This is a genomic window from Phyllobacterium zundukense, assembly GCF_025452195.1.
Classification (GTDB): Bacteria; Pseudomonadota; Alphaproteobacteria; order Rhizobiales; family Rhizobiaceae; genus Phyllobacterium; species Phyllobacterium zundukense_A.
Genome location: NZ_CP104973.1, coordinates 2,555,420 through 2,569,518, shown reverse-complemented (window position 1 = coordinate 2,569,518; position 14,099 = coordinate 2,555,420). Strand labels below are relative to the sequence as shown.

The window sequence follows — 14,099 nt, the reverse complement described above, 5'->3', positions numbered from 1 at the left end:
AGTTCTCTCCTAGACTTGCAGGATAGAGGAAACGAGAAGCTGTGTGTAAGGCGCCTGTGGATCATCAAGAACACGATCCGTGAGACCGGTCTCGACAATGTGACCATCCTTCATCACCATCATCCGGTGTGAGAGCAAACGCGCAACCGCAAGATCATGCGTCACGACAATGGCTGCCAGACCAAGATCGCTAACAAGACCACGCAGCAGATCGAGAAGTCTTGCCTGGACAGACACATCAAGACCACCCGTCGGCTCGTCCATAAAGACGAGCCGCGGATTGGTGACGAGATTTCGTGCAATCTGAAGGCGCTGGCGCATACCGCCGGAAAAAGCGCGCGGCTGATCATCAATACGGTCGGCGGCAATCTCGACACGACCGAGCCAATCGGTAGCGGTCGCGCGGATATTGCCATAGTGCCGGTCGCCAACAGCCATCAGCCGTTCGCCGACATTTGCGCCGGCAGATACGGTCATGCGCAATCCATCGGCGGGATTTTGATGGACGAAGCCCCAGTCCGTACGCATCAGAAAGCGCCGCTCTGCCTCACTCATGCGATAGAGGTCGCGGAACTGGCCATCACGCATCCGGTATTCGACGGAACCCGTGGAAGGTGCAAGGCGCGTTGCTACACAGTCGAGTAGCGTCGTCTTGCCTGATCCGGATTCGCCAACGACCGCGAGAACCTCGCCTGGCCACAACTCGAAGGCCACGTTTTGGCAGCCGATCCGGCTTCCGTAGAATTTCGAAAGCGCTTTGACTTTCAGGAGTGGTATATCGCTCATTCTGCTGCCTCCGCAGGATTGGCTGCTGCCTGGGCAGGATTGGCCGAGAGATGGCCGCGATGGCCCTCCGCCTGCCGATCCTCACAAAAATCGGTATCCGAGCAAACAAACATGCTGCCACCTTTGTCATCAAGAATGACCTCGTCGAGATAACTGCCTTTAGCTCCGCACAGGGCGCAGGGCTCCGAGAATGTCTGAATCTCGAATGGATGATCCTCAAAATCGAGGCTGACAACTTCCGTATAAGGCGGGATGGCATAGATACGCTTTTCACGTCCCGCGCCAAATAGTTGCAATGCTGGCGATCGATGCATCTTTGGGTTATCGAATTTTGGTGTGGGCGATGGGTCCATCACATAACGGCCCTCCACTTTCACCGGATAGGCATAGGTCGTGGCGATGCGGCCGTGACGCGCGATGTCCTCATAGAGTTTCACATGCATCAATCCATATTCTTCAAGCGCGTGCATCTTTCGTGTCTCGGTCTCGCGCGGCTCAAGAAAACGCAGCGGCTCCGGGATCGGCACCTGATAGACGAGCGTTTGCCCGGCTTGCAGCGCCGTTTCGGGAATGCGGTGGCGCGTCTGGATGATCGTCGCCTCCGTCGTTTTTGTAGTCACCCGAACATTGGAAACCTTCTGGAAGAATGCGCGGATCGACACGGCATTGGTCGTATCGTCGGCCCCTTGGTCGATCACTTTCAACGTGTCATTCGGGCCAATCACCGCAGCTGTTACCTGAACGCCACCCGTGCCCCAACCATAGGGCATCGGCATTTCACGCGAAGCGAACGGCACCTGATAACCGGGAATGGCGATCGCCTTGAGGATGGCGCGGCGGATCATCCGTTTCGTCTGTTCGTCGAGATAGGCGAAATTATATGTCGCAAGCTCGGTCATTCTGCTGCCTCTCTGGTTTCGCTCTCGCGGCGTTCATGCTCGCCACGCATGCGGCGTACGAGGTCAAGCTCTGCCTGGAAATCGACATAGTGTGGCAGTTTCAGATGCTCGACAAAGCCTGTGGACTGCACATTGTCGCTGTGGGAGATGACGAATTCCTCGTCCTGCGCCGCAGCCGTGATGTCTTCGCCGAGTTCTCTCGCCCGCAACGCGCGGTCACACAGGGCGATCGACATTGACTTGCGCTCATTCTGGCCGAAGACGAGGCCATAGCCGCGGGTGAACTGCGGGGGCTGTTTGGATGAGCCCTTGAATTGATTGATCATCTGGCACTCGGTGACACGAATGCGGCCCAGCGTCAGAGGGAAATCAAGTTCGGCGACGTCCAGTTCGATCTCGACTTCACCGATACGAATTTCGCCAGCAAAAGGGTGGCTGCGGCCGTAGCCTCGCTGTGTCGAATAGGCGAGACCGAGAAGGAACCCTTCGTCACCCCGAGCCAGCGCTTGTAGCCGCAAATCGCGCTCCAGAGGAAACGATAATGGCTCGCGTGTGAGATCCCCTGTCTCGACGCCCTCGGGCATACCGCCGTCGGCTTCGATCATACCATCATGGCCGAGAATATCGGTGACACGCGGCGTATGCTCGTGCGCTTCGACACGACGTTCGGGCGTCTCGACTGTCCCATCTTTGGCAAGTTCTGGATCGAGCAGACGATGCGTATAGTCGAATGTCGGACCGAGTAACTGTCCGCCTGGCAAATCCTTGAAAGTTGCAGATATGCGTCGTTCGATCGCCATCTGCGAGGTCTCCACCGGTTTGGTATAACCAAAGCGCGGCAATGTGGTGCGGTAAGCGCGGACCAGAAAGATCGCTTCAATCATATCGCCTCGCGCCTGCTTCACCGCCAGCGCCGCGAGCTCGGTGTCGTAGAGCGACCCTTCAGCCATGACACGGTCGACTGCCAATGCAAGCTGTTCGACGATCTGGTCAAGGCTGATCGCTGGCAGCGAGCGATCGCCTCGGCGGCGGTCGCCAAGCAGTTTATGTGCATTGCGAATGGCGGCTTCACCGCCCTTGACAGCAACATACATGGCTCATGCCTCCATTTTCGAAATGCGTGTCGCCCGCGGCAATGCAGCAAGTGCGCCCTTGCCAGCGAAGATAAGGTCGACACCGCGCGGAAACGCGCCGCGATTGGCGGTCCATTGATCTACAAACATTTTTGGCAACTTGCTTGGCGCAAAGGCCTGCCTGTTCTCGATGCCAGGGCCGCTCAATGTCAGTTCTTCCGGCCCATTAAAACCATTGACCTGGAGAATAATCGTTGTCGAGCGATCCGGATATTCCGAAGTTCCTTTGGCAAAGGATTCCAACGATGGCATCGTCTCAAGGTCGCCGATCAACGCAAATTGCGCATCCGATGGATTTGACGTCAGTTCAAGTCCGGTATGAAACTTCAACCAGCCAATTGCAGCCGCGGAGCTGGTAATCGACTTGTCGCACCAGACCGTCGCGTCATGATCAAACAGAGTGGCCGCAACTGATGCTGCAACCGAGGAAATCGGCGATGGAGCAGCCGCCAGATTGCCGATCTCAATTACCCGGCCGGGGCTGGCCATAGCGTCCATCAGTGCCCGAAAGACCTCTTGCGAATTGAAAACGGCGTCACTAAAGCCGCCCTCGTAAACCTGCGTAACTGAACGCATCAATTATCACCTCGCACCATTGTGAAGAAATCGACCTTGGTCGCGGCCGTTTCGGCACGTCTGTTTTCGAGATGGTCGTTGAGGCGCCGCTTAATTGGGGCAAGGATCGCGTCTTCAACCGTCTGGCGATAGGCCGGCTCCTGCCACAGCGCGTCAAAGATCGCCGCGAGTCGGACTTTCTCGCTCGATCGTCCAAGGGCGTAAGCGTGACCCACAGCACCATTGCCGAGCCGCACTGTTGCACGCGTGACTGTCGCTTCGCCGAGATTGAAAGGAGCACCGCCACCACCGATGCGTCCCCGCATCATGACGAGGCCGGTTTCCGGCCCACGCAGGGCCTCGACTTGCGGCTTGTCCGCCCAATGAGTCCAGAAATCCTTCATCTCCTGCACAGTTGCTTGTGCCAGCAAGGCCATGGCAGCCTTGCGCGCCATATCAGTTTCACCAGCGGGAGGGGTATCCCCAAGATTTTCGTTGCCCATTGACACCTCGCTTAAATTTGTCTAGTCATCTATACAATTAGACAATATCTAAATACATAGAGCAGGTCAATGACAGGAGCATGACAGAACGTGACATCGGCACGATTCATCACACGCAACAGTGGCGTCGCAATCTGGCGTCAGATTGCAGATCAGATCAGGGGCGATATCTCGGCGGGAAAACTGGTAAATGGCGCGCGCATGCCGCCTGAGATTGAAATGGCGACGCGTTTTGCGGTCAATCGCCACACAATCCGCAGTGCGATAGCCGCGCTCACCAAGGAGGGCGTCCTGCGAGCCGAACAGGGACGCGGTACTTTTGTGGCCAACAGCAAGAAGCTCACCTACCGCATCGGCGAGCGCACGCGCTTTTCGCAGATCCTCTCCACACAGGTACGCGAAACCAAGGGCATACTACTTGCCCATCGCCTTGAAGAGGCACCCGTCGATGTTGCCGAGGCGCTAGACATGCCATCGGGGCAAGTGATCAGGATCGACACGATGCACACCGCAGACGGCAATCCAGTTTCCTGTGCCACGGCCTGGTTCGACGCAGCGCGTGTACCCAATGTGGCAGAAGACTATCGCTCATCCGGTTCGATAACATTTGCACTAAAAGCGGCGGGAATAGACGACTATTTGCGCAAATCGACACTTATTGCGGCGCGCCATGCCGAAGCGGAGGAGTTGCGCCATCTGAAACTCTCCCCCGGAGCTATTGTTCTCGTTGCAACGGCCATCAACGTCGATACCGAAGGCCATCCACTTCAATATTCGAAAACCCGCTTTGCCGCGGACCGCTTGGAAATCGCTATCGATAACGACAGCGCCAAGTAACCTACCACATCGTTTTGGCGGCGCGCTCCGGCCATTCGAGGTCATAGATCTCGCCGCCAACGCGATCTTCGCTGAGCGCCGCCAGTATTTGCCCGGGGGTGGGGAATTCTTTTGCCGGGCGGTGCTTGGCCGGGTTCCACAATTCGGAGCGAATTAGTGCACGAGCGCACTGAAAATAGGCCTCCTCCACCTCCACGACGGTGACGGAACGCGGCGCCTTGCCATCGACAACAAAGCTGTCAAGCAATGCCTGATCCGTTTCGACAAATGCACGCCCGTTGACACGAAACGTTGTCGTCAGTCCAGGAATGAGGAAGAGCAGAGCCACGCGCGGGTCTCGAACGATATTGCGGAGCGAGTCAACGCGGTTGTTGCCGCGGCGATCTGGCATCATCAAGGTCGATTCGTCGTGAATCCTCACAAAACCCGCGAGATCACCGCGTGGTGAACAATCAAGACCTTCAGGACCACTTGTTGCGAGCGCCACAAAGGGTGAACCCTCGATCAACTTGCGGTATTCCGGCGTAATCCGAGCGGCAACTTTGGCTGTGGATGCTTCAGTTATGCCGCCGCCGTAGATGGCTTCGAGCTGTACGATTGTCGTGATCCGCGACATTGAATTCTCCTTCAAGACGTGTTCGCCGACTAACATGGCATGACGAACTGATTATGACAGTTCGCGTTTTTATGAAATGACAACGGCAATGCACTTGTATATCAGTCGCTGCGACCGGAGCAGCGGAGGATTTTATGAGCGGATTTGCAGCCATTGGCGAGTGCATGATCGAATTGTCCGGCGCCAATGGCGATCAGTGGCGCATGGGTTTTGCAGGAGATACCCTCAACACTACCTGGTATGTGCGCGCCCTCACCGATACAGATTTCGCTGTCGATTATGTCACCGCCTTCGGCGACGATCCCTTCTCGGTGAAACAGCGCAGATTCCTCCGCGATAATGCTATCAATACCGCCCATAGCCCGACCATCGTTGGCGCTCGCCCCGGAATTTATGCCATCACCTTGACCGGCAGCGAGCGCTCATTCACCTATTGGCGCAATGATGCCGCAGCACGCCATCTGGCCGATGATCCTGACGCCGTGGCGAAAAGCCTGGATGGTCGACAAGTCATTTACTTCTCTGGGATCACGATGGGAATTTTGAGCCCCAAAAGTCGCCAGAATGTCCTCAACGCTGTTAGTAATGCCCGCCGTCAAGGTTCGCTTGTCGTCTTCGATGCCAATTACCGCCCTCGCCTGTGGGAAAATGCCGATACTGCGCGGCAGGTTTTGAGCAATGCATTTCACGTCACCGATATCGCATTACCAACGTTTCCGGATGAGAATGCTCTATTCGGTGACGCAACGCCTGCCCATACCGCCGCACGCATCACTGGTTATGGTGTGCGCGAGATCGTCGTTAAAGATGGCACGGAGCCGGCGCTCGTCATTGCCGGCGGAACAAGTACTGAAGTTCCTGCTGTTCGCGCCAACGCTGTCGACACGACGGGCGCTGGCGACAGCTTCAACGGCGGGTACATTGCTTCGCGCCTCGCTGGTCTCGATCCACTGGTTGCTGCGGTCAACGCACACAAAGTGGCTGCCCGCGTGGTCGAATTCCATGGCGCGCTCGCCCCCATGGAAGAAGCACGCAAAGCGTTCGAGGCCTAGTGGTGCAAACGCAAAAACTAAATGAACACAGGAACCTCTCGATCTAGTGTGGGGCCAATCCTATCGTTCCACCGCGATGTCTCCCGGACAGGTACATGCGGCGGACGGCATAGCGACGAATTCAACCTTTATTCGATCTGGATCTTCGACAAACAGTGCGTAGTAATTCTTGTCATTGTTGGCAAAAGGATACTTGTCATCGTATAAAAGGGAAATGTCATTCTCAACGCAGTATTGTCTCAATGCGTCGACCATATCTCGATCTTTGACCTTAAAGGCGAGATGATTTAGCCCAACGCCGCATCTGTGGTATTTGTACAATTCGTATTTCTTGCCAACCTGAACAAAGGTTAGGTAAGCATCGCTACCATTGCTGAGCGTAAATCCCTCATCCCAACACGCGGACTCTTCGTAGCCGATCTTGGCAAGTATTTGTGCCCAGAACACATATGAAGCGTCTATGTTTGAAACATATACTTCGACATGATGCAGCATTCGACACCAAAAGCTATCGAAAAAGGCAGGATTGCCTAGGTCTTCGGCTTGCTGAAACTGTACTTGGTCATCTGGCTATAGACTTCGTCAGGACGCAATATCGCCTGTGGAAAATATGGAAAGTGAGTGGAGTCGGGCCAAGTCTGCGCTTCGAAGCAAAGGCCTGCATAGTTATCATAGGTCTTGCCGGTGAGCCCGATAGGCGGTTTTCCACCCAGTGTGTTCGCCGCGTAGAATTGCACGCCAGGCTCGGTCGTGGAAACATTCATTTCGACGCCTGATTTGGCGCCCCTCACCGACGCGACAGGGCATAGCGGACGGCGCTGGCTGGCAAGGCAGAAGTTATTGTCATAAACAACCTGCTTGCCGTCCACTTCGCGCCGGACGGCTCGATACTCGCGGAAATCATGCTCGGTCCCGGCCACCGGCATGACGCGGCCGTCGGGAAGAAGATCGCCATCCACAGGAAGATAGGCTTGCGCATCGATCCTGACCTGATGATCGAGCGCCTCGGTTGCGCCTCCGTCATCGAGATTGAAATAGCTGTGATGCGCAAGATTGCAGATCGTCGGCTTGTCCGTGACTGCATCCATGCGGATCACAAGAGTTCCCTTGGACTCCAGCATATAAGTACACGTGATCGTCAGATTTCCAGGAAAACCCATCTCGCCGTCGCCAAGCTGGACCGTCAATGTGACGTAATCCGGACCAATAGCGACAACATCCCAAATGCGTTTGCCAGCACCGCGGCTTCCGCCATGGATATTATGCCTGCCATGAAAGTTTTTTTCGAGCTCGTAGGTCTTGCCGTCGATGACAAGCTCACCGTCGCGAATACGGTTGATGCAACGGCCGATCGTTGCACCGAGATAGGGAGAGTATGCGGGATAGTCGGCAAAGTCGCGATACCCAAGGACAAGCGGATGCTCATGCCCCTTGAGGCGCAAGTCTTGGATAACTGCACCCCACGTCAGTACGTCGGCGGTTAACCCACCACCCGAAATTGTAATGCGGTGAACTGCCTCGCCATCCGACGTGTGGCCGAAAACTTCCGTATTCATTTATTCTACAACCCCAAGCCGCCAACGCACACATATTTCGTGTCGAGATAATCTTCGATACCCTGGTGTCCGCCTTCCTTGCCGAGGCCGGATTCCTTCAAGCCGCCGAATGGGGCTTCCACCGTGGTAATCATGCCCTCATTGACGCCAATCAGACCGTATTTCAGCCCTTCCGAGACGCGGAACACCCGCCCAAGATCCTGTGTGTAGAAGTAACTGGCGAGACCAAATTGCGTATCGTTCGCGAGGTCGACTGCTTCCTGCTCGGTTTGAAACTTGTAGATCGGCGCTACCGGCCCAAAGATTTCCTCCTTGGTGAAGAGCATTTCCGGCGTAGCGTCCGCGATCACAGTGGGCTCAAAGAAACTGCCACCAAGCGCATGACGTTTTCCGCCTGTGATGATCTTGCCGCCCTTCTGCGTGGCATCCGCTATGAATTCCTCGACCTTGGCGACAGCCTTGTCATCGATCAATGGCCCCTGCTGCGTCCCCTCTTCCAGGCCATTTCCGATCTTGAGTTTCTCGGTAGCGGCGGCAAACTTCTCGACGAATGTGTCATAGATGCCCGCCTGCACCAAAAAACGGTTGGTGCAGACGCAAGTCTGACCCGAATTGCGGAACTTCGCGATGATCGCTCCATCCACAGCCCGATCTACATCGGCGTCATCGAAAACGATGAACGGCGCGTTGCCTCCAAGCTCCATGGAGACCTTCTTGACCGTGTCTGCAGCTTGCTTGATCAGTATCTTGCCGATTTCCGTCGATCCAGTGAAGGTGATCTTGCGAACAAGCTCATTGCTCGTAATTTCTCCGCCAATTTCGGTCGCAGACCCGGTCAAGATGTTCACGACGCCCTTCGGAATGCCGACCTCTTCGCAAAGCGAACCCCAGACCAGCCCTGAATAAGGCGTCTGTGTTGCGGGCTTGACCACCGCCGTGCAACCGGCCGCCAGCGCCGGGCCGATCTTGCGCGCAAGCATTGAAGAAGGGAAATTCCAGGGAGTTATTGCAGCAATGACCCCCACAGGCTCTTTCGTCACTAAAATTCTGCGATCGGCCCAAGGTGAAGGAACAACATCGCCATAGGTACGGCGAGCTTCTTCGGCATACCAGAGGATATAGGCGGCAGACATACCGATCTCACCTTTGGATTCGGCAAGGGATTTACCCTGTTCCAATGTCAGCAATTCAGCGAGGGCATCCTGATTGTCCAAAATGGCATCGTGCAGCTTGCGCATAAGTTTCGAGCGGTCCAGTACGGATGTCTTGCGCCATGTCTTGAAGGCCCTTGCTGCGGCGTTGATGGCACGTTGTGTCTCGGCTTTGCCCGAATTTGGGACGGTACCGATCTTCAGGCCGGTAGCAGGGTTGATGACGTCGATTATCTTGCCCGAATCTGCCGCCACCCACTCACCATCGATGAGGTTTGCCTGCTTCATGAACTGGCTGGATTTCTGCAACATCATGTTTCTCCCTGTGTTCGAAGGGTTATTGTTGTTCGTGAGTTCCGTGAAAATAAACCCTGCACTGCGCGTGGCAATGTCTGCCTCGGTCAAGGCGATGCAAACACCCTGCTCCTTTTTGGCAAAAGCTGCAACGGGTTCCATCAACCAAATATCCGCGTGGCGACAGAAACCCAGAACGTCAGTGTCAGCGCCGAAAGAGCAGTCGCCATGACCATGGAATTGGAGGCGAGAGCCTGGCCCGTGCCAAAGCGTGTGGCAATCAAGTAGGAATTGACGCCAGCTGGGAGCGCGGCGGCAACCACCGCGATTTTCGCGGTGAATGGTGGCAGACCGATCAACCACGCGGCGCAAAGCACCACGGCAGGCATGAGAACGAGTTTGATGGCAGACATGACCAGCGCTGCTGCAATATTTCCAGAAATGCCGAACTTCTTCAGACCCATACCCATGGCGAACAGCGCGACGGGCCCTGCCACTCCACTCGAGGTCTCGATCAACGCGTCGGCCGCGTCCGGCATTCGCAAATCCAGCAGGCGCCATATCCAGCCGGCGAGGATGCCCAGGACAAAAGGGTTGCGCAGCAGGCTGTTGAAGAACGAGCCGATCACTGCGACCCAATGACTCTCGCCCTTGAACACGCCGTCCCTTCTCATGGCCAGCTCGTGCAGTGTAATCGAGGCGGCCATCATGACAGGCATATGGACCGCGACGATCAAAGACAGGATCGCAAAGCCATTCTGGCCAAAGACCCCGAGCATGAGCGGCATGCCAAGAAAAACAAGATTGGAAAATGCCCCAGAGACGCCGGCCACAACGCCGGCGCGGTTGTCTCGCCCAAAGAACAGCTTGATCGCCAGATCCGATGCCGCCCACGCGACAATCACACCAATAAAATAGGCGGTCCATAGCGACCAGGGAGCTGTGCCATGGAAATCAGCAGTCACCATTGTTCTGAACAGCAGCAAAGGCGCGGCGATAACGAAGACAAAATCAGATAGACCGTCACCCACTCGCTCATCCAGCAGCTTAAAATGCGCTGCTGCATAAGCGATGGCAATCACACCAAAAACGACGATGATTGTTTGAATGAGACCCATCGCGTTCCGCAATAGGCCGACAAATCCGGCAGTGCAAGACGTTCTGGTTGCATGGCTTTATTTTTCCTCAGCAAATCCCCATCTCGACTGCTAAGGAGAATGATGTTGAAGCAATTCCGCCCCTGGGCAATTTCTATGTATGCGCTATTCAGCCTGGTTGTTGTCGTATCGCACGCATACGCAACGGATGCTGCCTGGGCGCGAGTACAGCGCGGCGGATACACAATTCTCATTCAAGGCGCGGATGCGTCCGGTACCTTGAGTCCGACCGTTGACAGCTCGGCTGATTGTTCGGTCACGCAAACGCTTTCCGACCGCGGGCGCCAGCTGGCGCAAAAACTTGGAGCCCGTTTTGCTGCACGTGGGGTGCGAATCGACAAAGTTCTTACAAGTTCTACCTGTAATGCACGGGAAACCGCACGGCTGTCGTTCAGCCAAATCACCGCCGAAATCTTTGGGCCGCTTGATCCGTTGCCTGGAAACGAAGCTGTCAAACAGGCCCAGATCGACCAAATTCGTGCGGCGATCGTTGCATTCAAGGGCTTGGGTAACCTGGTAATGATGACTGATCGCGCCAATATCATCGCTCTGACCGGTATTACGCCGCGTCCGACAGAAGCGGTTGTTGTTTCCAAAGCCGAGGAAGGTGAAACCATCCATATCGCAGGAAGAATCATATTCGACTAATCACAGCGCAGCTTTGGTCTTTCCCTGAGGCCTGAAAAACGCTAGATACCGGCTTCATTCTACATCAGTGCCCTTGCCTGCGGCACGATAAGCAAAGGAAAATCAATTGTCCGATACATTCGACAAGGTCGCCGACATCATTGCCGAAACCAGCGAGATCGATCGCGACTCCATTACGCCGGAGAGTCATACAATTGACGATCTGGGCATCGATAGCCTTGATTTTCTCGATATCGTTTTTGCGATCGACAAGGCCTTCGGTATCAAGATCCCGCTTGAACAGTGGACGCAGGAAGTCAATGACGGCAAGGTTCCGACCGAAGAATACTTCGTGCTGAAAAACCTGTGCGCCAAGATCGACGAACTCGTCGCCGCCAAGAAGGCCTGATTTCCCAGCTAACCGGGTACACCGTATAAACGGTGTTGCGAAACAATGCAGAACAACACCGTCGTCATTACTGGTATCGGACTGATTTCTTCACTTGGTGAAGGCGTCGATGCTCATTGGAAGGCGTTCAATGACGGGCTCGAGCCCCGCATCGATAGCGAAACGTTCAAGCCTTATACCGTTCATCCGCTCGTCGAAGTCGACTGGAACAACCAGATACCGAAGCGCGGCGACCAGCGGCAGATGGAGACGTGGCAGCGTATAGGGACCTACACAGCTGGCCTCGCGCTTCAGGATGCAGGGATAAAAGACGACGAATCGCTCTGTTCCAGCATGGATATGGTGGTGGCGGCAGGCGGTGGGGAACGCGACGTCTCGGTAGACACGCAAATCCTTGCCGAAGCGCGTGTGCGCAACGATATCGGAACGATGCTAAACGAGAAGCTCACAACCGAGCTGCGCCCAACCTTGTTTCTGGCACAGCTTTCGAACCTGCTTGCTGGAAATATCTCCATCGTCCACAAAGTCACCGGCTCTTCACGTACATTCATGGGTGAAGAAGGCTCGGGTATCTCGGCTATCGATACAGCTGTAGCTCGTATTCGCTCCGGACAGAGTACACATGCGCTTGTTGGTGGTGCGTACAATTCCCAGCATCCAGACATGTTGTTGGGTTACGAATTGAATGGGATGCTCAAGCGTGACGGTTGGGCGCCGCTTTGGCAAAGAGAAGACAGCGCGGGAGGCGGGATCGTTACCGGATCTGGCGGTGCATTCCTTGTTCTGGAAAGTGCGGAGCACGCACAAAAACGCGGTGCACGAGTGTATGCTGCTATCGATGGAATCTACAGCGCACAAATTCGACGCAGCCGCCATGATTTAACCCAAACCGTAGCCAAGCTGATCGGTGCGGCCAGTGCAGACAAAGCAGCAGATCTGATCATTTCAGGCGCCAGTGGGGCTAAACACGTAACTGCGGCAGAAAAAGCGGCGCTCGATACATTCTCGAGTTCGATGGTGCGCGGCGTCGCGGGCAAACTCGGCCATCTGCGCGAAGCACAATTCCCGCTGGTCGTTGCTCTTGCTGCGCTGAGCGTTTTCAATGGATCTGCGCTCCCCCCTGTCGACGCGAAAAATGAGAAAGCCGGACCGTCCGGCGTAAGTACCGCGCTCGCAACGTCCATTGGCGGGACTCGCGGCGAAGGCGTTGCCCGCCTGGTCAAAGTTTAAAGGATATCTTCATGTCCAAATATACTGATCATTTTGGTCGGCCCCTCGTCGCCATAACCGGTCTCGGGGTTGTCTCATCCCTCGGACAAGGCAAGGAAGAGAACTGGGCGGCGCTGACTTCCGGCACTTCCGGTATCCACACGATTACGCGGTTTGCCCTGGACAATCTGCGAACGCAAATCGCCGGGACTGTCGATTTTCTTGACGAAAGCACCAAAGGCGCATCGGCACTATCGCAAAAGCTGGCGGCGCTTGCAGCGGAAGAAGCCGTAGCGCAGGCCGGTTTTCCAGTCGATGACTTCGGCGGTCCGCTTTTCCTGGCTGCTCCACCAGTTGAGCTCGAATGGCGCAATCGCTTTGCCTTGGACGCATTGGTGAAGTCTGAAGGCGAGCCCGGGTACGATCTGCTGCTCGCCGCATGCCGTCGCGGCCCGCAGATCGAAATGTTCAACACGGCGGAATTTGGCTATATCGCTGAGGTTCTGGCTGACAAGTTCGGCACCCGCGGTCTACCGATCACTTTGTCTACGGCCTGTGCTTCGGGTGCGACTGCCATTCAGTTGGGAGTGGAAGCTATCCGGCGCGGCGAAAGCGACAGGGTCCTGTCGATCGGCACCGATGGTTCGGTTTCTGCCGAAGCGCTAGTCCGGTTTTCGTTGCTCTCTGCGCTATCCACACATAACGAGCCGGCCCACAAGGCCGCAAAACCCTTCTCGAAAGATCGAGATGGGTTTGTCATGGCAGAAGGCTCCGGCGCCATGGTGATGGAGTCTCTCGAATCAGCCGTCGCACGTGGTGCGAACATTCTTGGCATCATGCGTGGTTGCGGCGAAAAGGCCGATGACTTCCATCGGACCCGTTCGAAGCCGGACGGTTCGCCAGCCATTGGTGCAGTGCGGGCGTCTCTTGAAGATGCAGGAATTCAGGAAGACGCAATCGACTACATCAACGCCCATGGAACGTCCACGCCAGAAAATGACAAGATGGAATATCTGGCGTTGTCGACCGTTTTCGGCGACCGCATTTCGTCGTTGCCGGTGTCGTCAAACAAGTCGATGATCGGCCATACTTTGACGGCTGCCGGCGCGATCGAAGCCGTATTCTCTATACTGACCATTCAGACCGGTACGATCCCTCCGACGATCAATTATGACAACCCTGATCCGGCAATTGTCATGGATGTCGTCCCCAACGTTAAGCGCGAAGCGAGTGTCTCGTCGGTGCTTTCCAGTTCATTCGGCTTCGGCGGACAAAATACGTGTCTTGTCATGACGGCAGAACCGAACTAATCCGT

General features: G+C 55.6%; 16 protein-coding genes. 6 read left to right on the top strand and 10 right to left on the bottom strand.

Annotated features, from left to right (window positions below):
- Nucleotides 1-9 precede the first annotated feature (9 nt).
- Genes phnK through phnG form a run of 5 tightly spaced genes read right to left on the bottom strand, consistent with a single transcriptional unit; the run spans nt 10 to nt 3,876 of the window.
- Nucleotides 10-786 carry a phosphonate C-P lyase system protein PhnK gene (gene phnK, locus N8E88_RS24960; protein WP_262292937.1) on the bottom strand — a complete coding sequence of 259 codons (777 nt, stop codon included), beginning with the start codon at nt 784-786 and terminating at the stop codon, nt 10-12.
- Nucleotides 783-1,685: an alpha-D-ribose 1-methylphosphonate 5-phosphate C-P-lyase PhnJ gene (locus tag N8E88_RS24955; RefSeq protein WP_262292936.1), complete on the bottom strand. Its 903-nt coding sequence runs from the start codon at nt 1,683-1,685 to the stop codon at nt 783-785. Before N8E88_RS24955 ends, phnK begins: the two co-directional genes overlap by 4 nt.
- Complete coding sequence (locus N8E88_RS24950) at nt 1,682-2,779, bottom strand: carbon-phosphorus lyase complex subunit (RefSeq protein ID WP_262292935.1); 1,098 nt, start codon at nt 2,777-2,779, stop codon at nt 1,682-1,684. Before N8E88_RS24950 ends, N8E88_RS24955 begins: the two co-directional genes overlap by 4 nt.
- Nucleotides 2,780-2,782: 3 nt before the next feature.
- Nucleotides 2,783-3,394 carry a phosphonate C-P lyase system protein PhnH gene (gene phnH / locus N8E88_RS24945; RefSeq protein WP_262292934.1) on the bottom strand — a complete coding sequence of 204 codons (612 nt, stop codon included), beginning with the start codon at nt 3,392-3,394 and terminating at the stop codon, nt 2,783-2,785.
- Entirely contained in the window at nt 3,394-3,876 is a 483-nt protein-coding gene (gene phnG, locus N8E88_RS24940; protein WP_410010612.1) for a phosphonate C-P lyase system protein PhnG, read from the bottom strand. Before phnG ends, phnH begins: the two co-directional genes overlap by 1 nt.
- A gap of 90 nt (nt 3,877-3,966) precedes the next feature.
- Between phnG and phnF the strand changes: the two genes are divergently transcribed.
- Nucleotides 3,967-4,713, top strand: coding sequence for a phosphonate metabolism transcriptional regulator PhnF (gene phnF, locus N8E88_RS24935; protein ID WP_262292933.1), 747 nt, complete (start codon nt 3,967-3,969; stop codon nt 4,711-4,713).
- 1 nt (nt 4,714) lies between these two features.
- Here the strand turns inward: phnF and N8E88_RS24930 are convergent, their stop codons facing one another.
- Nucleotides 4,715-5,329: a pyridoxamine 5'-phosphate oxidase family protein gene (locus N8E88_RS24930; RefSeq protein WP_262292932.1), complete on the bottom strand. Its 615-nt coding sequence runs from the start codon at nt 5,327-5,329 to the stop codon at nt 4,715-4,717.
- Between the two features lie 134 nt (nt 5,330-5,463).
- On the opposite strand from N8E88_RS24930, the gene N8E88_RS24925 reads away from it, so the two are divergent.
- Nucleotides 5,464-6,381 carry a sugar kinase gene (locus N8E88_RS24925; protein ID WP_262292931.1) on the top strand — a complete coding sequence of 306 codons (918 nt, stop codon included), beginning with the start codon at nt 5,464-5,466 and terminating at the stop codon, nt 6,379-6,381.
- Between the two features lie 60 nt (nt 6,382-6,441).
- Here the strand turns inward: N8E88_RS24925 and N8E88_RS24920 are convergent, their stop codons facing one another.
- The 4 genes from N8E88_RS24920 to N8E88_RS24905 form a co-directional block, all read right to left on the bottom strand.
- Entirely contained in the window at nt 6,442-6,876 is a 435-nt protein-coding gene (locus N8E88_RS24920) for a VOC family protein (RefSeq protein ID WP_262292930.1), read from the bottom strand.
- Nucleotides 6,877-6,911: 35 nt separating this feature from the next.
- Entirely contained in the window at nt 6,912-7,937 is a 1,026-nt protein-coding gene (locus N8E88_RS24915) for an aldose epimerase family protein (RefSeq protein ID WP_262292929.1), read from the bottom strand.
- Nucleotides 7,938-7,942: 5 nt separating this feature from the next.
- Entirely contained in the window at nt 7,943-9,400 is a 1,458-nt protein-coding gene (locus N8E88_RS24910) for an NAD-dependent succinate-semialdehyde dehydrogenase (RefSeq protein ID WP_262295612.1), read from the bottom strand.
- Nucleotides 9,401-9,543: 143 nt separating this feature from the next.
- A complete protein-coding gene (locus tag N8E88_RS24905; RefSeq protein WP_262292928.1) occupies nt 9,544-10,500 on the bottom strand; it encodes an AEC family transporter in 957 nt (318 codons plus the stop codon).
- A gap of 51 nt (nt 10,501-10,551) precedes the next feature.
- Between N8E88_RS24905 and N8E88_RS24900 the strand changes: the two genes are divergently transcribed.
- From N8E88_RS24900 to N8E88_RS24885, 4 genes are all read left to right on the top strand, one after another.
- The gene (locus N8E88_RS24900; RefSeq protein WP_262292927.1) at nt 10,552-11,187 is read left to right on the top strand and encodes a histidine phosphatase family protein; all 636 of its coding nucleotides are present in this window, start codon (nt 10,552-10,554) and stop codon (nt 11,185-11,187) included.
- Between the two features lie 106 nt (nt 11,188-11,293).
- Nucleotides 11,294-11,575 (top strand): acyl carrier protein, encoded by a 282-nt coding sequence (locus tag N8E88_RS24895; protein ID WP_008123430.1) that lies wholly within the window; start codon nt 11,294-11,296, stop codon nt 11,573-11,575.
- A 45-nt stretch (nt 11,576-11,620) separates the two neighbouring features.
- Nucleotides 11,621-12,805, top strand: coding sequence for a beta-ketoacyl-ACP synthase (locus N8E88_RS24890; RefSeq protein ID WP_262292926.1), 1,185 nt, complete (start codon nt 11,621-11,623; stop codon nt 12,803-12,805).
- An 11-nt stretch (nt 12,806-12,816) separates the two neighbouring features.
- On the top strand, nt 12,817-14,094 hold the full coding sequence (locus N8E88_RS24885; RefSeq protein WP_262292925.1) for a beta-ketoacyl-ACP synthase: 1,278 nt from the start codon (nt 12,817-12,819) through the stop codon (nt 14,092-14,094).
- Nucleotides 14,095-14,099 lie beyond the last annotated feature (5 nt).